The sequence below is a fragment of the Micromonospora sp. NPDC048905 genome, assembly GCF_040649655.1.
Lineage (GTDB): Bacteria > Actinomycetota > Actinomycetes > Mycobacteriales > Micromonosporaceae > Micromonospora.
This window is the reverse complement of sequence record NZ_JBEZFV010000017.1, coordinates 1-18,977: the sequence shown is the minus strand read 5'-3', so window position 1 is coordinate 18,977 and position 18,977 is coordinate 1. Positions and strand designations below refer to the sequence as shown.

Sequence of the window (18,977 nt, the reverse complement as noted above, 5' to 3'; positions counted from 1 at the left end):
TCGGCATGGCGGAACTGGCGACCCTCTGGATCATCCGACACGGTGAGAGCACCGCGAACGTGGCGGCGACCCACGCCGAGGCGTCCGGCGAGGAGCTGATCGGGCTCAGTCACCGCGACGCCGACGTGCCGCTCTCCCCCACCGGTGCGGAGCAGGCCCGTGCCACCGGCCGCTGGTTGGCCGAGCTGCCGCCGGAGCGCCGGCCGGACGTGGCGGTGGTCTCGCCGTACCTGCGGGCGGTGTCCACCGCGGAGCTGGCGCTGCGCGGCACCGGCGTGCCGGTGAGCCGCGACGAGCGGCTGCGCGACCGGGAGCTGGGCATTCTCGACGGCCTGACCGGGCGCGGGGTGCGTCGGCGTCACCCGGACGAGGCCGAGCGCCGGGAGCGGCTCGGCAAGTTCTACTACCGGCCGCCCGGCGGGGAGTCCTGGACCGACGTGGCGCTGCGACTGCGCACGCTCCTCGGCGACCTGCGCCGGGACCACGAGGGCCAACGGGTCCTGCTCTTCGGCCACGACGCGCTTGTCTTCCTGCTGCGTTATCTGGTGGAGGGGCTGACCGAGGAGGAACTGATGGCGCTGACCCGCCAACACGTGATCGCGAACTGCTCGATCACCGACTGGTCCGCCGACGCCCAGGGCCGGCTGACGCTTGGCGGGTTCAACGAGGTCGGTCACCTGCACCGGCAGGGCGCCGAGCCAACCAGGGAGGACGAGATCCATGCCGAACCGGTCTGACGTTCAGGTGATCACACCGGGGCTGCTGCGGGAATGGGCGCTGCCGGTGCCGGTCGGCGGCAAGGAGAGCCGGGGCACCGTGCTGGTGGTCGGCGGCTCCCGTTTCACCCCCGGTGCGGTGCTGCTCGCCGGGGTGGCCGCGCTGCGCGCCGGCGCCGGGGTGCTCCAACTGGCCGCCGCCGAGTCCACCGCGGCCACGCTGAGCATCCAGGTGCCCGAGGCGCTCGTGGTCGGGCTGCCGGAGACCTCCGACGGCGCGGTCGCCGCGGACCGGGACGGCCAGCTCGGCGAGCTGGTCGCGCAGGCCGACGTGGTGGCCCTCGGTCCCGGACTGAAGGCGATCGACGAAACGAACCGCCTGCTGAGCCTGGTCCTGGACGCGGCCCGACCGCGCACGTCACTGGTGCTCGACGCGTACGCCCTCGGCGCGCTCAGCCATGCGCCGGACCTGCTGGTCGGCTCGGGCCGGCCCGTGGTGCTCACCCCGAACGTCACCGAGGCCGGGCACCTGCTCGGCCGGGAACCGGGCGACGACCTGGACGCCGAGGCGGCCGAGCTGGCCGCCCGTTACGAGGCGGTCGTCTCGCTCTACGGGCACGTGGCCGCCCCGGACGGGCGGGGTTGGCGGGAGGAGAGCGGCGACGCCGGGCTGGGCACCTCCGGCAGCGGGGACGTGCTCGCCGGGTTGCTGGCGGGGTTGTTGTCCCGGGGCGCCGACCCGGCGCAGGCCGCCTGCTGGGGCTCGTTCGCGCACGCGGTGAGCGGGCAGCGGCTGATCCCCCGGTACGGCCGCATCGGCTTCCTCGCCCGGGAGTTGCTCGACGAGATCCCCGGAACGCTGTCGATGGTCTGATCAGCCGCGAGGGGCCCGGCGTGCTGCCGGGCCCCTCGTCGTGCGTCACCTCACGAGGACCGGGGTCAGCTACCGGAACCCGGCTCGGCCATGTGCCGATGCTGCTCGGACTTGAGCTTGTCGGGGATGATCTTGCCCGCGGCGGTCTGCACCTTGTTCATCAGCGACCCCGCGGTGATCGTCTGATCGCCCTTCATCAGCGCCTCGAAGCCCTGCGCGGCGACCTTCGCCGGGTCGTCCTTGGAGCCGGAGCCGACCCGGGTGTCCTCCATGTCGGCCCGGTCGAAGAACTCCGTGTCGGTCGGCCCGGGCATCAGCGCGGTCACCGTGACGCCGGTGTCCTTCAGCTCGTTGCGCAGCGCCTCGGCGAAGGACTGCACGAACGACTTCGACGCGTTGTAGACCGCCTGGAACGGCCCCGGCATGGTGGAGGCGATCGACGAGGTGAACAGCACCCGACCCGCGCCCCGCTCCACCATGCCGGGCAACAGCCGCTTGGCCAGGTGCACGGTCGAGCGCACGTTGAGGTCGACGATCTCCAACTCGTCGCGCAGGTCGGTACCTCCGACGAAGGCGCCGCCGGCGCCCCGGCCGGCGTTGAGCGCCAGGGCGGCCACCGGACGCCCGGTGGCGGCGATCGCCGACGCCAACTCCTCCACGCCCTGCTCCCGGGCGAGGTCGACGCGGACGGGCTGGACCTGGGGGCCGCCGTCGCGGCGCAGCTTCTCGGCCGCCGAGGAGATGCCGTCGTCCTCGGCGGCCACGACCAGGTCGAACCCGTGCTCGGCGAACTGCACGGCCAGCTCGTACCCGATTCCGCTGGACGCTCCGGTCACCACGGCGAGCGGTCGGTCGGTGGACGGTGTGGTCATGATGGGTGACTCCTCTCGGGCGGGTGGCGGTCGTACCGGCAGTGGTAACCGCTCCCTTCCGTGTGCCCCGACGTCGGCCGCTCAACCCTGCCGACGCGTGGCGTACGGAGGTCGCCCGGGACGGCCCCGGCCGGCCCGGTAGGATCGGCGCGGGCCGTTACTGGCGCGTGGGGATGGACAACCATCGGGGAGCGGCCCCGTCACGAGGACGTTTGCCGAGCGCCTGGGCCTTCCCGCACGTCTGTTGGAGGTCGCATGTCGCACAACGCCGAGTCCACCGCATTCCGGAGCGCCCTTGAGGTGATCCGGGCTGTCGAGCCGCGGGTGGCCGACGCCATCGGCGCCGAGCTGACCGACCAGCGGGAGTCGCTCAAGCTCATCGCCAGCGAGAACTACGCCTCCCCGGCGACGCTGCTGGCCATGGGCAACTGGTTCAGCGACAAGTACGCCGAGGGCACCGTCGGCCGCCGCTTCTACGCCGGCTGCCAGAACGTCGACACCGTCGAGGCGCTCGCCGCCGAGCACGCCCGGGAGCTGTTCGGCGCCGCGCACGCGTACGTGCAGCCGCACTCGGGCATCGACGCCAACCTGGTCGCCTTCTGGGCGGTGCTGGCCGACCGGGTGGAGTCCCCCGCGCTGAAGAAGGCGCAGGTCCGCCACGTCAACGACCTCACCGAGGCCGACTGGTTCACGCTGCGCCGCGAGCTGGGCAACCAGCGGATGCTCGGCATGTCGCTGGACGCCGGCGGCCACCTCACCCACGGCTTTCGGCCGAACATCTCCGGCAAGATGTTCGACCAGCGCAGCTACGGCACCGACCCGACGACCGGCCTGATCGACTACGACCGGGTCGCCGAGGCGGCCCGCGAGTTCAAGCCGCTGATCCTGGTCGGCGGCTACTCGGCGTACCCCCGGAAGGTGAACTTCCGGATCCTGCGGGAGATCGCCGACTCGGTCGGCGCCACCTTCATGGTCGACATGGCGCACTTCGCCGGCCTGGTGGCCGGCAAGGTGTTCACCGGCGACTTCGACCCGGTGCCGCACGCGCACATCGTCACGACCACCACGCACAAGTCGCTGCGCGGTCCGCGCGGCGGCATGGTGCTCTGCCAGCCGGAGCTGGCCGACCAGGTGGACCGCGGCTGCCCGATGGTGCTCGGTGGTCCCCTGCCGCACGTGATGGCCGCCAAGGCCGTCGCCCTCGCGGAGGCTCGCCGCCCCGACTTCGCCGACTACGCCCAGCGCATCGTGGACAACGCGCAGGCGCTCGCCGAGGGGCTGCTGCGCCGGGGCGCGAAGCTGGTCACCGGTGGCACCGACAACCACCTGGTGCTGATCGACGTGTCCGGCTACGGGCTCACCGGTCGGCAGGCCGAGCAGGCGCTGCTCGACTCGGGCATCGTCACCAACCGCAACTCGGTCCCGCAGGACCCGAACGGGGCCTGGTACACGTCCGGCATCCGGATCGGCACCCCGGCGCTGACCACCCGGGGCCTGGGCACCGCCGAGATGGACCAGACCGCGGATCTGATCCACACCGTGCTGACCCAGACCACGGCCGGCGCCAACGCCGACGGCACCCCGTCCAAGGCGAAGTACGTGCTCGACGCCGACCTGGCCGACAAGATCGCCCGGCAGGCGACCGACCTGCTGGCCCCCCACCCCCTCTACCCGGGCATCAACCTGGCCTAAGGGTCAGACCACGTCGGCTTAGGCCACGTCGGCTCAGACCACGTCGATCATGGAGTTGTGGTGCCCGGAACGGGACGGTAGGCGACTTTCGTCCCCCACCACAACTCCATGATCGACGAGAACCGGCTTGCGGCGTCACTCCAGGGGGCGCTTCAGGTGGTAGCGGTGGACCTCGGTGCTGCCCTGGACGTTGTTCACGTCCTCGGCCGCGGAAACCAGCTCCCACCCCTCCCGACCGGCACGGTTGAGGTGCGCGATGGCGGTGTCACCGAAGGCGGTGATGTCCTTGCGGGACCCGTCCGGGGCGTACCAGACGAACGAGACGTGGAAATTGCGGCCCTGTCCCTGATAACGGCGAACGAGCAGGGCGTACTCCCAGGCAATCATGCGGACATTATGACCGTCCACCCAGGACCGGCCCACGCCGGCCGTCGCGCATTGCCATCCGGTGAACGCGGTGCGTCAACCCGCGGGTGGTCGCCCCGCGATCGGCCCGGCCCCGGCGATCACCTCCGACGACCGTCGCGGCCCCCACCCGGGAGATCGTGCGGGAGCGTCAGACCAGCGCGGGTGTCTGCGCGTGGATGTGGAAACGCAGCGAACGGGCGTCCGTGAAGCACTCCCGCATCGGGCGTACCAGGTCCCGGTGCTCGGGGCTGCGCTCCCAGGCCTCGAAGTCGGCCAGGGTCACCCACTCACTGGTGATCAACCACTGTTCCGGGTCGGTCGACGAGCGGCACACCTGGTCGACCAGGTGTCCCGGCACCCCGTCGGCGACCAGGTGCCGCACCTCCTCGTAGGCGGCGAGGAACTCGTCGGTGCGTGGCACCGGAACCCGCACCAGGAACACGACCCGCGCCCGCTGTCCACTCATGGCGTCTCTCCCCTCATCGGCACGGCCCCGCGCAGGACCAGCGCACTGTTGAACCCGTCGAAGCCCCGCGCGCAGACCAGCGCGAGTCGGCTGCGCGGCTGGCGGTGCTCGCGCAGGAAGTCCAGTTCGCACCCCTCGGCGACCTCCTCCGGGCCGGCCGACGCGGGCAGCGTGTCGTGCGCGAAGGCGAGCAGCGCGGTGGCCACGTCCAACGCCGAGCCACCCTGGTACGCCCGCCCGGTCAGCGGCTTCTGCGTCGTCACCGGGACCGGCCGCTCGGCGAACACGGCGCGCAACGCCTCGGCCTCGCTGCGGTCGTAGCGGGGCACCCCGAGGGCGTCGGGCAGCACGACGTCGATACCGGCCGCGGCGACGCCGGCCCGGTCCAGGGCCAGCCGCATCGCCCGCGCGTACTGGGTCGGGTCGCCGGCGCTGTCCGCGGTGGTGTGCGCGGCGTCGTGGGTGGAGCCCCAGCCGCTCACCTCGCCGTAGACGCGGGCGCCCCGGGCGAGGGCGTGCCCCAACTCCTCCACCACGAACACCGCGCCGCCCTCGGCCGGCAGGTAGCCGCTGGCCGAGGCGTCGAACGGCCGGTACGCCCGCTGCGGATCGGAGACGTCACTGAGCAGCCCGGACCGCAGTTGGCACGCCAACGCGTACGGGCTCAGCGGGCACTCGGTGGCCCCGGCGATCACCACAGGGGTGCCCCGGCGTACCGCGCGGGCGGCGTGCGCGAGGCTGTCCAGCCCGCCGGCGGCCTCCGCGACCAGCACCCCGCTCGGACCCTTGAACTGGTGGTGGATGGACAGTTGCCCGACGCTCGCCGCGTAGAACCAGGCGATCGACTGGTACGCCCCGACCGTGCGCGACGATCCGCCCCACAGCCGTTGCAACTCCCGCTGGCCGAACAGGTTGCCCCCGGACGAGCTGGCCAGGGTCACCGCGTAGCCGTACGGGTCGGGGGCCCGCTCGGGCAGGCCGGCGTCGGCCAACGCCAACCGGGTCGCGGCGAAGCCGAGGTGCGTCCACCTGTCGGTCTGCACCACCTGCCGGCTGTCCGCGTACGAGTCGGCGGTGAAGCCGGGCACCTCCCCGCCGAATCGCGTCGGATAGCCGGCCGGGTCGAACAGGGTGATCGGTCCGGTCCGGCGGGTGCCGGTCAGCACCGTTCGCCAGTGCGCGTCCACGCCGATGCCACTCGGGGCGACCACGCCGATGCCGGTCACCACCGCCCGCGCGGCGCTCACGCCGCCACCGGGCCGAACGGCGCTCACGCCGCCACCGGGCCGGCCGACCGGCGGAACACCATGGCCGACTGGAAGCCGCCGAATCCACTGCCCACCGACAGGGCCACGTCCACCGGGACCTCCCGCGCCTCGTTCGGTACGTAGTCCAGGTCGCACTCCGGGTCCCGGGTGCTCCAGTTGGCCGTCGGTGGCACCACGCCGAACTCGATCGCGAGGGCGCACGCCGCCATCTCGATCGACCCGATCGCGCCGAGCGAGTGCCCGACCATGGACTTGATCGAACTGATCGGCACCCGGTACGCGGCCTGGCCCAACGCCCGTTTGAACGCGGCCGTCTCGTGCCTGTCGTTCTGCTTGGTACCCGAGCCGTGGGCGCTGATGTAGGACACCTGCTCGGGCAGGATCCGCCCCTGTTTCAACGCGTCGGTCACGGCGAGGCTCATCTCCAGGCCGTCCGGACGCAGCCCGGTCATGTGGTAACCGTTGCTGCGGCTGGCGTAGCCGGCCACCTCGCAGTAGATGTGCGCGCCCCGCCGGCGGGCGTGCCCGAGCTCCTCCAACACCAGCACCGCCCCGCCCTCGGCCAGCACGAACCCGTGCCGGTCGGCGTCGAACGGGCGGGAGGCGTGCGCCGGGTCGTCGTTGTCCGGGCTGGTCGCCTTGATCGCGTCGAACGAGGCGACGGTGACCGGCGAGATCGGCGAGTCCGCCGCACCGGCCAGCATCACGTCCGCCTCACCGTCCACGATGAGCTGGTGGGCGTAGCCGATGGCGTCGATGCCGGAGGTGCAGCCGGTGGACACCACCTGCGCCGGGCCGTGCAGCCCGTGCCGGCAGGCCACGTCGGCGGCGAGGCTGCTGGGCACAAGCGCCTGGTAGAGGTACGGGCCACCGCGCGTGGCATCGACCAGCCAGCGCTGACCGTGCTCGCTGACGGTGACGTACTCCTGTTCCAGCGCCATCGTGCCGCCCACGGCGGTGCCGAGCACCACCCCGGCCCGGTCCCGCTCGGCGTCGGTGAGCACCAGTCCGGCGTCGGCGACGGCCTCGACGGAGCAGGCCAGCGCGAACTGCACGTACCTGTCGGCCCGGCGTTGTTCGGCCTCGGTGAGCCCCGCGGCGGTCGCGTCGAAGTCGCATTCCGCGGCGATCTGCGACCGGAACGCCGACGGGTCGAAGAAGCTGATCCGCCGGGTGGCGGTCCGCCCCTCGGTGATGGTCTTCCAGAACCGGTCCCGGCTGGCGCCGCCGGGCGCGACCACCCCGATCCCGGTCACCACCGTGCGGCGTCCGCTCACGACGTCACCTCGGTTCGCGACTGCGGGGCTCGCAAGCCCGGCGCGCTCCTCGCGCTCACCCACGCCACCTCGGTTCGCGACTGCGGGGCTCGCAAACCCGGCTCACTCCTCGCGCTCACGACCCACCGCGCTGTTCGGCCAACTCGGTGTCGACGTGACCCAGCTCCGGGCGGGGGGCGAGCGGACCCAGGTGGAAGACCACCTCGGCCGGTTCGACGCCGGTGTTGCGGAGTCGGTGCCGCACGTTCACGGGCACGAACAGGGCCTCACCGGCGGCCAGCAGCGTCGGCTGGTCGTCCAGGTCGACGGTGATCGCGCCGCGCACCACGTACAGGAACTCCTCGCTGTACGGGTGGTAGTGCTCGGCGATCCGCTCCCCCGGCGCGAGGGCGGCGACCCCGAGGAAGCCCGAGGTGCTGCCGACCGTGCGGGGGCCGAGCAACACGCGCAGCTCACCGCCGCGTCGCCGGTCGGCGGGTACGTCCCCGGCGGCGATCGGTCGGGTACTCAGGTCACTCATCGTCGGCCTCCGTCGGCTCGGTGCTGGTCAGGGGGACGTCCTGGTCGGCGCGCTGCCGGGCGATCCGTTCCACCCGATCCTTGATCACCGTGAGTTGGATGACGCTGTTGGTGTTGATCCGCTCGGTCATCGCGGCGTTGTCCAGCGGTGCGGTCGGCTTCATCGCGAAGTCCTGCGTCCAGGTCATCCGGGCGCCGCCGGCCTCCTCGGTGTAGCGCCAGTGGATCCGCATGTACTCGAACGGCCCGGTCTCCACCCGGTACGCCCGCACCTGCCTGCTCACCGGGTCGGAGGTGCGCTCGCTGACCCAGCTCCAGGACACCCCGTTCTCGTCGGGGTACATGGTGAGCCGGAACCGCACGGTGTGGCCCTCGCGGTGCAGGATGTCCACCACGGCGTACTCGGTGAACAGTTCGGTCCAGTTCGCCACGTCGTTGGTAACCTCCCAGACCAGCGCCAGCGGCGCGTCGATGACCACGCTGTTCTCGGTGTGCCCGGGTGGGTCGACGCGGCGGGCGACCAGGTCGGCCACCGCCGGGATGCTCAGCTCCCCGGCCTGCTCGGGGATGCTCACCTGCCACCGGTCGGCGACGACCGCGGAGAGTTCCAGCAGTGCGAGGGAGTCCATCCCCAGCTCTTCCAGCGACGCGGCGGGCGCCCGGGCCGCCGCGTCGGGGTCCAACCCGCAGTGCGCCACCAGGATGTCGGTGATCTCGGCGGTCATCGGGCGACCATGGGTGACGGTCATCGGGTCCTCCTGAGGGTCGTGTCGGGTTCCGCGGCGGGCGCGGGGCGCGGAGCGGGGGTGGCCGTCGACCGCCGCGCGGCCGCCGCGTCGGGCGCGGCGAGCAGACGGTCGACCAGGCCGGTCGTGTAGCGGCCCTTGCGGAATGCGGCGTCGTCGAGCACGCGCCGGACGAACGGGATGGTGGTGTGGACGCCCGGCCCGGCGATGTCGAACTCGTCCAGGGCCCGTTCCAGCCGGTTGAGGGCCAGCTCCCGGTCCGGCGCCCAGACGATCACCTTGGCCAGGAGCGAGTCGTACCAGGGGCCGACGAGGTAGCCGGCGCTGGCGTGGGTGTCCACCCGGGTGAACGGGCCGCCGGGTGGGGTGAACCGTTCCAGCCGGCCGGGGGTTGGTGCGAAGTCCCGGTCGGGGTCCTCGGTGTTGACCCGGCACTCCACCGCGACGCCGTGCAGGCGGATCTCCTCCTGTCGCCAGCGCAGCGGCACCCCGGCGGCGATGTGCAGTTGCTCGTGCACCAGGTCGATCCCGGTGACCATCTCGGTGACCGGATGCTCCACCTGGATCCGGCAGTTGATCTCCAGGAAGTGGAACTTCTCCTCGGCGTCGACAAGGAACTCCAGGGTTCCGGCACCGACGAAGCCGACAGCCAACGCGCCCCGAAGGGCGGCCTCGGCGATGGTGTCGAGAACGGCGGCGGACAGCGCCGGGGCGGGCGCCTCCTCGACCAGCTTCTGGTGCCGGCGCTGCACCGAGCAGTCCCGGGTGCCCAGGTGCACCCCGTTGCCGTGGGAGTCGCAGAGCACCTGCACCTCGACGTGTCGCGCCTCGGTGAGGTAGCGCTCGACGTACACCCGGTCGTCGCCGAAGGCGGCCTGGGCGGCGGCCCGGGTGCGGGCGTACGCCCGGCGCAGCTCGCCCGGCGTCCGTACGACGGTCATGCCGCGACCGCCTCCGCCGGCGGCGGCCTTCACGATCACCGGGTAGCCGACTGCCGCGGCGACCTCCGCCGCCGCGGCGGCGGTGGGCACCGGTGCGACGCTGCCCGGCGACAGTGGCAGGCCGGCACGGCTCAGCAGTGCCCGCGCCGAGGACTTGTCGGCCAGCGCGGCCATCACCGCCGGTGGTGGGCCGATGAAGGTCAACCCGTTGTCCACGCAGATCTCGGCGAAGTCGGCATCCTCGGAGAGGAAGCCGTAACCGGGGTGCACGGCCTGCGCGCCCACCTGCCGGGCGGCCTCCACGATCGCGGCCGCGTTCAGGTAGCTGCGCCGACTCGACGCGGGCCCGATCCGGACCGCCTGGTCGGCGAGGCGGACCACCGGCGAGTCGGCGTCCGCCGCGGAGTAGACGACTGCGGTTCGCACACCCAGCTCCTTGCAGGCGCGCAGGACCCGCAGGGCGATCTCGCCCCGATTGGCGATCAGCACTGTCTCGAACATGGTCAACCACCCTGCGCCGTCATGCCGGGTCCAGCTCGACGAGCGGCTGGTCGTACTCCACCGGGTGGCCGTCCTCGACGAGGATCGCGACCACCCGACCGGCGCGATCGGCGGTCACCTCGTTCATCAGTTTCATCGCCTCGACGATGGCGACCGGTTGGCCCGGACGGACCAGGTCGCCCACCGCGACGAACGGCCTCGCGCCGGGCTCCGACGCGCGGTAGAAGGTGCCGACGACGGGTGCCCGCACCGCGGCCCGGCCGGGCGCCGGTGGCGGGGCCGGCGCCGGGCCGGCGGGCCGCGCCACCTCGGCAGACCCGGGAGGTACGTCCACGCGGGCCGGCTCCTCCGGGTGCCACTCGACCTCCAGCACCGCCGGCCCGCTGCGTAGCCGGATCCGGCGCACCGGCCCGGCCAGTTCGGCGATCAGGTGTTGTGCCTGCCGGCGCAGGACGGCGAGCGCCTCCTCGCCCTCCACCCCACCGTCGTGGGGCGCCTCGACTGTCGACACCGTCGTGTCCCCGGCGCTCACCGGGCACCCGCCCGAGCGTTGGCGCGTGCCATCCCGAACCGGCGGAAGCGCTGTCGACGCAGGCGGACCAGCATGGCGGGCGGCACGTCCAGCAGCGGCAGCAGGTTGCTCAGCAGGGCCGCGCGCAACCGGTGGGCGGTCTCCGCCGGGTCGCCGTGCGCGGCGGTGGTCGGCTCCGGCACGACCTCGTCGACCACCCCGAGTCGGCGCAGGTCGGGCGCGGTCAGCTTGAGCGCGCGGGCGGCCTGCGGCGCCGCCGAGCGGTCCGGCCACAGGATGGCCGCGCATCCCTCCGGGCTGATCACCGAGTAGACGGCGTTCTCCAGCATCAACACCCGGTCGGCGACGGCCAGGGCCAGCGCGCCGCCGCTGCCCCCCTCTCCGGTGATCACCGCCAGCACGGGGGTGGGCAGCACGGTGAGGGTGAGGATGTTCTCCGCGATGGCCGCCGCCTGGCCCTGCTCCTCGGCGCTCACCCCGGGGTCGGCGCCGGGGGTGTCCACCAGGGTGATCACGGGCAGGCCGAGCCGGGCGGCGAGGCGCATCAACCGCAGCGCCTTGCGGTGCCCGGCCGGGCTGGCCATGCCGAAGTTGCGGGCCACCAACTCGGCCGTGGTGTGCCCCTTCTGGTGGCCGATGACCATCACGTGCCGGTCGGCCAGCCGCGCCACTCCGCCCACGACGGCCGGGCAGTCTCCGCCGAGCCGGTCGCCGTGCAGTTCCAGAAACCCGTCGAAGACCGAGTCGAGGTAGTCCAGTGTGGTCGGTCGGCCGGGGTGTCGCGCCAGTCGGACCGTGTCCCACGCGTCGCGTACCGCCGGGGTGTCACCTCCGCCCGCCGGGGCCGCGTCGGCGAGGCGCTCGCGACACGCCGCCGGGTCCTGCCGGGGTACGGGCGGACGGGCCGGGCGGGCGGCGCGGGTGGCGGCGAGCAGCGCCCCCAGCCGTGCCCGCAGTGACCGGCGCTGCACCACCATGTCGACCTGACCGTGGCGGAGCAGGACGTCGGCGCTCTGAAAGCCCTCCGGCAGCGCCCGGCCGGTGACCTGGCGGATCACCCGGGGACCGGCGAAACCCATCCGCGCGCCGCTCTCCGCGAGGACCAGATCGGTGTTGGTGGCGAACGACGCGGCCACCCCGCCGTAGGTCGGGTCGGTGAGGACGCTCACGGTGAGCAGTCCCGCCTCGCGCAGCGCGGCGATGGCCTGGCTGACGGTGGCCATCTGCATCAACGACAGCACGCCCTCCTGCATCCGCGCCCCGCCGGAGGCGGTGACCAGGATGAGTGGGACGCGGTCGTCCAGCGCCCGTTCGGCGGCCCGGGTGATCAGCTCCCCCACCGCGCAACCCAGGCTGCCGCCCAGGAAACGGAAATCCATCACCGCCAGCACGGCCGGGTGAGCGCCGATGGTGGCGGTGGCGCAGACGACCGCCTCGGCCAGTCCGGTGCTGGCGCGGGCGGCGCTGAGCCGGTGCGGGTACGGCAGCACGTCGACGAAGTCGATCGGGTCCGTCTCGGGAAGCTGGTCGGGCAACAGCCGCAGCGACCCCGGGTCGACAAGCTGACGCAGGCGTTCCGGGGCGCCGAGCCGGGCGTGCTCCCCACACTCCGGGCAGACATCCAGGTTGCGGCGCAACCGTTTGCGGTAGAGCAGGCTGGCGCAGCCGGGGCAGCGGGACCAGAGCTGCTCCTCCCGTGGCGCGGTGGCGGTCACGACCGCCGCCGGGGGTCCGGGGCGTCGAACCGGTAGAAGCACCGCGCCATCGCGTCCCGCGGTGAGCGCCAGGTGGGCAGGTACGGCGACACGTACGGGCGCAGGCGGTCGCTGACCCGGATGAACTCCGGGTGACCCCGGGCACCCTCCACCGCGTCCGCTGCCGGATGCTCGGTCTCGAGCAGGTGCACATAGAGATCGTGGAGCCGGTACAGCGAACGGTGCCGGACGCCGACCAGGCGCGGCAGCTCCGTCGCGTCCGACTCGGCGAAGATCTCGGCGACCCGCTCCTCGGCGGTCGGATCCACCTTCGCGACGATCAGTGATCGGTCCATACTGCTCCTCCCCCACGGCGTCCGGGCGGCGACGGGTGTGCCCGGACGCGCTGGACGACTGCGGACACGATGCGGCAGTCCTCGTCACGGCGGCGTCACCGTGGCGCACCGGTCAGCAACGTAGGACGGTGACGCTGCGTTGACGCAGCCTGTGTATCAGCTATGCGTACGCTGCATCCCACACGGGCGGACCGACGGACGTTTCCGCAGTTCAGAACCGATCTCAGGTTGACTGTCGGCCAATAGAACATTCACCGCGGCGTTGACTCACCGTTACTGCTATTGATAATCTTCACGGTGGTCAGCCCGGCCGCCCCGGCGGGCGGGGCCGCCCCCGGCAGCCGTGGGCCGCGCCCCCACCGCTGGGGCCGACAGTGGCGTCACGGGCAACCGATCCGGGACACAGCAGACAGTCGGGACGAGCGTTCCGCAGGGGGTGCCGCCGTGACCGCTGACCCGTCCGTGCCGACCGCCGGGGCGCCGCCCGGGGAGGGCGTCTCCCTTCACCTGCTCGGTGGTTTCCGCCTGTTGTGCGAGGCGGTGCCGGTCGTGGTGCCCCGCGGGCTGCAACGGGTGATCGCCCTGATCGGGCTGCGCCCCGGCGCCACCCGCAGCCAACTCGCGGGCCTGCTCTGGCCGGACGCGTCGGAGGAACGGGCACTGTCCTCACTGCGCACCGCGCTGTGGCGGCTGCGGCAGGACCCGTGTTGCCCGATGACCGTGGCCAGCGACACCGTACGGCTCGGCCCGACGGTCCGGCTCGACGTCGACGACCTGGTCGGCACCGCGGCCCGCGTGCGGGACGGCGACGACCCGCGCATCGCGGCGGGAGCGCTCGCCGCTGGCCGGCACGACCTCCTGCCCGGCTGGTACGACGACTGGGTGCTGCTGGACCGGGAGAGACTGCGCCAACTGCGCCTGCACATGCTGGAACAGGTGGCCGGGCAGCACCTGACCGCGGGGCGGCACGGTGAGGCCCTCGACGCCGCGTTGGAGGCGATGGCCGCCGAGCCGCTCCGGGAGACGCCGCACCGCCTGGTGGTCCGCATCCACCTTGCCGAGGGCAACGCCTTCGAGGCCGTGCACGCCTTCTACGTCTACCGGGACCTGCTGCGCAGGGAGTTGAGTCTGGAGCCGAGCCCCGCGATGAACGCCCTGCTCGACGACACGCTCGCCCCGATCCGCCAGGCCACCCGCGAGGCCGTCACCGACGGCCCGTCACCGGCGGGCCGGCGTACGTGACGGTGATGTGACAGACGCTGCGGCACGGTAGGCGCACAGAGCACGTGGCGCCGATCCGAGGATCGGGAGGCCACCGGCGGAAGGGGTTCCATGAGTCGTCTACTGATCGTCAGCCGGATCATCCCGGGCGCGGAGGGGCGGGTCGCACAGATCTTCGCCGAGTCCGACGCCACCGACCTGCCCGGTCTGACCGGCGTCACGCACCGATCCCTGTACTGCCTGCACGACCTGTGCGTACACCTGCTGGAGACCTCGGACGACATCGACCCGGACGCCCTCGCCGCGGCCCGCAACCACCCGCTCTTCCAGCAGGTCAACGAGCGGCTCTCCGCGCACACGTCGCCGTACCTGCCGACCTGGCGCTCCCCCCGGGACGCCATCGCCGGCTGCTTCTACCGGTGGGATGCCCCCGACGCGCCCGCGGCACGTCCGGCCAGCACCGACGCGCCCGCGGCGCGTCCAGCCAGCACCGACGTACCTGCGGCGCGTCCGGCCAGCACCGACGCGCCCGCGGTGCGCCCGGCCAGTACCGACGCCGCGGCACAGCCGGCGGGCTGACATGCCCACCCCTCCACCGCACGTCCTGATCATCGGCGCCGGCACGGGCGGGTTGTGCCTGGCGCACGGCCTGCGCCGTGCCGGGATCAGCGTCGCGGTCTACGAACGGCACCGCGACCGCGCCGAAGGGCTGCTCGGCTACCGGGTCGGCATCGGCCCCACCGGTAGCCGAGCGCTGCGGCAGTGCCTGTCCCCGGAGTTGTTCGCCATCTTCCTGGCCACCTGCGCGCGGCCGCCGCACTACTTCAACGTGGTCACCCAGGGGCTCCGCCAGACCGCGTCGTTCGCCCTACGACCGAACGCCGACCCGGTGCACACCGAACACTCGGTGGCCCGGATGGTGCTGCGGCAGGTGCTGCTGACCGGCCTGGACGACGTGGTGCACTTCGACAAGACCTTCACCCGCTACGAGCAACGCGACGACGGCACGGTCACCGCGTACTTCGCCGACGGCACCAGTGCCACCGGCAACCTGTTGGTCGGCGCGGACGGCACCCACTCGGCGGTACGCCGGCAGTACCTGCCGCACGCCGTCACCCGCGACGCCGGCACCATCAACATCGCCACCCGGATCCCGCTCACCGCCTACACCCGCGGCCTCGTCCCGGAGCGGGTCCGTCAGGGCATCTCGCTGATCTTCGGCGTCGGCGGGATGATGGGCGTCCTGCACGTCATGGAGTTCAAGTGGGACGCCCGGCGGGCTGTCAAACCCGACGTCAGCGACGCCGACGCCGCGGTGCTGCGAAATTGGCCCGGCCTGGCCCACGACACCACCACCGACAACATCAACCTCATCATCTGGAGCACCGGCCGCCGATTCCCCGCCGACGTCCTGGAGCGTCGCGGCGAGAATTTGGTGAACGTCGCCCTGGACCTCACCTCCAACTGGCACCCGAACCTGCGGGAGCTGCTGACCCGCGCGGACCCGGCAAGTGCCCTACCGATCAGGGTGTCCACGTCCGAACCGACGCCGCCCTGGAAGAGCAGCACCGTCACCATGCTCGGCGACGCCATCCACACCATGACCCCCGGCCGCGGGGTGGGCGCGAACACCGCGCTGCGAGACGCCCGCCTGCTCTGCGACCAGCTCGGGCACGCCGTGACCGGCGACAAGACGTTGGTGCAGGCGGTCGCCGACTACGAGGCAGCGATGGTGCCGTACGGCGTCGCGCGGGTCGCCGAATCGCTGAACCGCAGCGGCACCAGCGGCGACGACCGGATGTACCGGCCGGTGGTGGGTCGACTCGCGTTGCTCGGCGCGCGCGGCTACTTCGGAGTGACGAGCCGGGTGCCGCGGCTGCGTCGCCGGTTCGTCGACGACTTCCACACCTACGAGGGCGACCAGGACTGAGCTGGACATCGACCCGGGCTCGGCGTCCCCCGCCGGGTCCGGGTCTCGTCGTGCCGGGCCTTTCCGCGCTTCGGTGCGACGCTGCTTGTTCGGTGCGGTGCTGGTTGTTCGCTGCGACGCTGCGTCACTCGGCGGGCACCGCATGACGTGGTCGCCACACCCGGGTCGCCTGCGGCCGATCCTCTCACTTGCCAGCAACACGCGTGTGCGAAGCTGCGGCGAGTTTTTCTCGTACCTTTTCCAACGAGCTGAGAGGGAGGTTCGCCGTGGCGTGGTCTATCGGACACTCGCTGATAGTGGTACTGGCACTGTTGCTGGGCCTGGCCGCCGGGTGGCTGCTGCGCGGCCGGCGGGGCGTGCAGGGTAAGTCGATAGTGGACGGAGATCCCGTCGCCGGCCTGGCCGTGATCGAAGCGCCGACGCCGGCGGCCACCACCGACGAGGCCCGGCCCGCGGCCGCCGTCGACCCGGCCCCCGTCGCGGTCGCCGACGAACCGGTGCCGGTGGACACGGTCAGCGCGCCGGCCGCCGTCACCGGACCGGACAGTGGGCCCACGCCGGTGGAAGTGCCGGCGGAGGCCCCGAGCGCCGTCGACCCGGCCGACATGGCACTGACCGAGGCCCCGCCGCCCGTACCGTCCGACGCGGATGACCTTCCGTCGGAGCCCGTTGTGGAGTCGACCCCCGAGCCGGTCGCGGTCGACGAGCAGCCCGCCCCGGCGGCCGTGATCGCCCCCCGCCAGCCCGCGGACGACCTCCCGCTCGACACCACCCCCGCCGACGAGCCGACCGCGACCGACCCGGCCGACGATGCGGCGACCAAGGCCAGCCCGGCCAACGAGCCGGTCGTGGCCGACCCCGCCGACATGGCGCTGACCGAGGCCCCGCCGTCGGCACCGTCCGACGCGGATGACCCGGCCGACGGTGCGGCGACCAAGGCCAGCCTGGCGGACGAGCCGACCGCGACCAGGCCGGCCGACGGTGTGGCGGCCGAGGCCGCGGTGCCGACGCCGGTGAACGCCGACGCGCCGCACACCGACCCGTCGGACGCCGGCGGCGTGGAAGCAGCTCCGACGGACGCGGACGCCGAGCCGGAGTCGGTGCCGGCGGCGGCGGCGGCCGTGCCTGCGGTCGTACCGCCCGTGGCCGAGACTCCTCCGGTCGTCCCGGCCGCTGCCAGCGACACGGACTCCGGACCGGCCGACGACTTCCGCCGGATCCAGGGGATCGGGCCGAAGATGGCGGCGGCGTTGCAGGACGCCGGTGTGCGCACGTACGTCCAACTCGGTGCGCTGGACGAGGCGGCGCTGCGTGACCTGATCCGGGCCGCCGGCCTGCGCGCCGCATCCGCGCTGGCCACCTGGCCGCAGCAGGCGCGCGTACTCGCCGGTGCCGGCGACGAGATGGCCGCCGTACTCCCGGGCGGCAACCCGTCCTGACGCGCGACATCGAGCCCCCGGTCCACCGTCCGACGCGACGGTAGGCCGGGGGTTCGGCCGTCGAGGTCAGTTCACCACGGACCCAGCCGCCGGCGTGATCGACTCGGGATTCAGAAGACCGGGCCAACCGACCCGGACACCCCGGCTTCCCGGAAGCCGAGTGGATCACCCCCGGTTGGGGGACGCACGGCGAATTCGCGGCCGGGCTGCCGACCGCTCGTTACCGTCCGTTCAGGTGGGCCGGACGGGTCCGTCGAGCCGACCGGTTCCGCAGGAGTAGCCCGTGCACCACGCCGCGCCGGAGCCCGGGTCCCCGCGGTCCCGTCGTCCTCCGGTGCGTGATCCGGAGGCCCCGCGCCGGGTGACCCTCCTCGAACTCTTCTTCGACCTGGTGTACGTGGTCGCCCTGGCGCTCATCTCCCGGGGCATGGTCGACCAACTCGACTGGCACCGGGCCGGACAGGCGCTGATCCTGCTGGCCGCCGTGTGGTGGACGTGGGTGATCACCACCCTGGTCACCGACCTGTACAACCCGGAACGCACCGAGATCAAGCTGCTGATCAGCGCCGTGATGTTCGGCGCGCTGCTGATGACCACGGCGATCCCGGAGGCGTTCGGCGACCGTGGGCTCGCGTTCGCCGGCACCTACGTGGCGATCCACCTCGGGCGCGGGCTGTTCCTGATGCCGGCCGTCCGCCGCGAACCGCAGACCCAGCGCCGCGCGGCACGCATCTTCATCTGGTTCGCGGTGTCCGCGATCCCGTGGCTCATCGGCGCGTTCGTCAGCGACGACGCCCGCCTGGCGTGCTGGGCGCTCGCGCTCGCCATCGACTACGTCGGCTTCCGGCTCGCGTACCCGGTGCCGGGGCTCGGGGTGGTGCCCGAGCCCCAGCGCAACGTCACCGCGGAGCATCTCTCCGAGCGCTACCAGCAGTTCTTCATCATCGCGCTCGGCGACGCCATCCTGACCATCGGCACCATGTTCAGCGCGGCGCACACCGAGGCGCAGAACATCGGGGTGTTCGCGGTGGCGTTCCTGACCACCCTGCTGCTCTGGCGGATCTACGTGCACAAGTCCGGTCAGCTGCTGCCGATGGCCATCAAGGGGTCCGGGTCACCCAGCAAGTTCCTGTTCACCGCCCCGTACACCCATCTGCTGATGGTGGCCGGGGTGGTGACCACGGCGACCGGGTTCGACCTCGTGCTGCACGAGTCGACCGGACGGACGCCGCCGGCCTGGGCGGCGGTGATCCTCGGTGGCCCGGCCCTCTTCCTGGCCGGCCGGGCCTCCTTCGAGTACGAGGTGTTCAGCCGGGTGTCGCTGTCCCGCCCCGGTGGTGTGCTGGCGCTGCTGACCATCGCGCCCGCCGTGTTGTACCTGCCACCGGTGTTCGCCTCTCTCGGTGCCCTGCTGGTGCTGATCGGAGTGGCCTACGCGGACTTCCGGCGTAGCTACGGCAAACCACCCGAGGTGGCCGCTGTGGTCACCGCCAACGTGGCGCTGGGCGGGATGCGGGCCATCACC

Annotated in this window: 18 protein-coding genes, 1 pseudogene and 1 riboswitch; of the genes and pseudogenes, 8 read left to right on the top strand and 11 right to left on the bottom strand. The window is 72.7% G+C overall.

What is annotated here, in order from left to right:
* The first annotated feature begins 5 nt into the window (after positions 1 to 5).
* Both AB0C01_RS30150 and AB0C01_RS30145 read left to right on the top strand, forming a co-directional pair.
* Positions 6 to 737: a histidine phosphatase family protein gene (locus AB0C01_RS30150; RefSeq protein ID WP_357248878.1), complete on the top strand. Its 732-nt coding sequence runs from the start codon at positions 6 to 8 to the stop codon at positions 735 to 737.
* Positions 721 to 1,590, top strand: coding sequence for an NAD(P)H-hydrate dehydratase (locus AB0C01_RS30145; RefSeq protein ID WP_357248875.1), 870 nt, complete (start codon positions 721 to 723; stop codon positions 1,588 to 1,590). Before AB0C01_RS30150 ends, AB0C01_RS30145 begins: the two co-directional genes overlap by 17 nt.
* A 65-nt stretch (positions 1,591 to 1,655) precedes the next feature.
* Here AB0C01_RS30145 and AB0C01_RS30140 read toward each other — a convergent pair whose 3' ends face one another.
* Positions 1,656 to 2,462 (bottom strand): SDR family NAD(P)-dependent oxidoreductase, encoded by an 807-nt coding sequence (locus AB0C01_RS30140; RefSeq protein WP_357248872.1) that lies wholly within the window; start codon positions 2,460 to 2,462, stop codon positions 1,656 to 1,658.
* Positions 2,463 to 2,608: 146 nt separating this feature from the next.
* Positions 2,609 to 2,698: riboswitch (ZMP/ZTP riboswitch) on the top strand.
* A 19-nt stretch (positions 2,699 to 2,717) separates the two neighbouring features.
* Here AB0C01_RS30140 and AB0C01_RS30135 point away from each other — a divergent pair.
* Positions 2,718 to 4,154, top strand: coding sequence for a glycine hydroxymethyltransferase (locus tag AB0C01_RS30135; protein ID WP_357248869.1), 1,437 nt, complete (start codon positions 2,718 to 2,720; stop codon positions 4,152 to 4,154).
* Positions 4,155 to 4,289: 135 nt separating this feature from the next.
* On the opposite strand, the gene AB0C01_RS30130 is transcribed toward AB0C01_RS30135, so the two are convergent.
* The 10 genes from AB0C01_RS30130 to AB0C01_RS30085 all read right to left on the bottom strand — a co-directional run bounded on the left by AB0C01_RS30130 (position 4,290) and on the right by AB0C01_RS30085 (position 12,862).
* Entirely contained in the window at positions 4,290 to 4,541 is a 252-nt protein-coding gene (locus AB0C01_RS30130) for a hypothetical protein (RefSeq protein WP_357248866.1), read from the bottom strand.
* A 169-nt stretch (positions 4,542 to 4,710) separates the two neighbouring features.
* Positions 4,711 to 5,028: an antibiotic biosynthesis monooxygenase family protein gene (locus AB0C01_RS30125; protein ID WP_357248863.1), complete on the bottom strand. Its 318-nt coding sequence runs from the start codon at positions 5,026 to 5,028 to the stop codon at positions 4,711 to 4,713.
* Positions 5,025 to 6,275, bottom strand: coding sequence for a beta-ketoacyl synthase N-terminal-like domain-containing protein (locus AB0C01_RS30120; RefSeq protein ID WP_357249636.1), 1,251 nt, complete (start codon positions 6,273 to 6,275; stop codon positions 5,025 to 5,027). Before AB0C01_RS30120 ends, AB0C01_RS30125 begins: the two co-directional genes overlap by 4 nt.
* Before the next feature lie 23 nt (positions 6,276 to 6,298).
* Entirely contained in the window at positions 6,299 to 7,573 is a 1,275-nt protein-coding gene (locus AB0C01_RS30115; protein ID WP_357248860.1) for a beta-ketoacyl-[acyl-carrier-protein] synthase family protein, read from the bottom strand.
* A 115-nt stretch (positions 7,574 to 7,688) separates the two neighbouring features.
* On the bottom strand, positions 7,689 to 8,093 hold the full coding sequence (locus AB0C01_RS30110; RefSeq protein WP_272611493.1) for a cupin domain-containing protein: 405 nt from the start codon (positions 8,091 to 8,093) through the stop codon (positions 7,689 to 7,691).
* On the bottom strand, positions 8,086 to 8,841 hold the full coding sequence (locus AB0C01_RS30105; RefSeq protein WP_357248857.1) for an SRPBCC family protein: 756 nt from the start codon (positions 8,839 to 8,841) through the stop codon (positions 8,086 to 8,088). Before AB0C01_RS30105 ends, AB0C01_RS30110 begins: the two co-directional genes overlap by 8 nt.
* The gene (locus AB0C01_RS30100) at positions 8,838 to 10,280 is read right to left on the bottom strand and encodes an acetyl-CoA carboxylase biotin carboxylase subunit (RefSeq protein ID WP_357248854.1); all 1,443 of its coding nucleotides are present in this window, start codon (positions 10,278 to 10,280) and stop codon (positions 8,838 to 8,840) included. Before AB0C01_RS30100 ends, AB0C01_RS30105 begins: the two co-directional genes overlap by 4 nt.
* Before the next feature lie 19 nt (positions 10,281 to 10,299).
* Entirely contained in the window at positions 10,300 to 10,791 is a 492-nt protein-coding gene (gene accB, locus AB0C01_RS30095) for an acetyl-CoA carboxylase biotin carboxyl carrier protein (RefSeq protein WP_357572785.1), read from the bottom strand.
* A 17-nt stretch (positions 10,792 to 10,808) separates the two neighbouring features.
* Positions 10,809 to 12,527: an acetyl-CoA carboxylase carboxyltransferase subunit alpha gene (locus AB0C01_RS30090; RefSeq protein WP_357572740.1), complete on the bottom strand. Its 1,719-nt coding sequence runs from the start codon at positions 12,525 to 12,527 to the stop codon at positions 10,809 to 10,811.
* On the bottom strand, positions 12,524 to 12,862 hold the full coding sequence (locus AB0C01_RS30085) for a TcmI family type II polyketide cyclase (RefSeq protein WP_357248845.1): 339 nt from the start codon (positions 12,860 to 12,862) through the stop codon (positions 12,524 to 12,526). Before AB0C01_RS30085 ends, AB0C01_RS30090 begins: the two co-directional genes overlap by 4 nt.
* Before the next feature lie 444 nt (positions 12,863 to 13,306).
* On the opposite strand from AB0C01_RS30085, the gene AB0C01_RS30080 reads away from it, so the two are divergent.
* The 5 genes and pseudogenes from AB0C01_RS30080 to AB0C01_RS30060 all read left to right on the top strand — a co-directional run.
* Positions 13,307 to 14,104: a BTAD domain-containing putative transcriptional regulator gene (locus tag AB0C01_RS30080; RefSeq protein ID WP_357248842.1), complete on the top strand. Its 798-nt coding sequence runs from the start codon at positions 13,307 to 13,309 to the stop codon at positions 14,102 to 14,104.
* Between the two features lie 90 nt (positions 14,105 to 14,194).
* Positions 14,195 to 14,512: pseudogene (locus AB0C01_RS30075) on the top strand (TcmI family type II polyketide cyclase); the annotation flags it as partial.
* Positions 14,513 to 14,663: 151 nt separating this feature from the next.
* Positions 14,664 to 16,013, top strand: coding sequence for an NAD(P)/FAD-dependent oxidoreductase (locus tag AB0C01_RS30070; protein WP_357248839.1), 1,350 nt, complete (start codon positions 14,664 to 14,666; stop codon positions 16,011 to 16,013).
* A gap of 296 nt (positions 16,014 to 16,309) precedes the next feature.
* Complete coding sequence (locus AB0C01_RS30065) at positions 16,310 to 17,452, top strand: hypothetical protein (protein WP_357572739.1); 1,143 nt, start codon at positions 16,310 to 16,312, stop codon at positions 17,450 to 17,452.
* A gap of 334 nt (positions 17,453 to 17,786) precedes the next feature.
* Positions 17,787 to 18,977 (top strand): low temperature requirement protein A (locus AB0C01_RS30060; protein WP_357572738.1); only part of this gene is annotated, 1,191 nt, incomplete at its 3' end.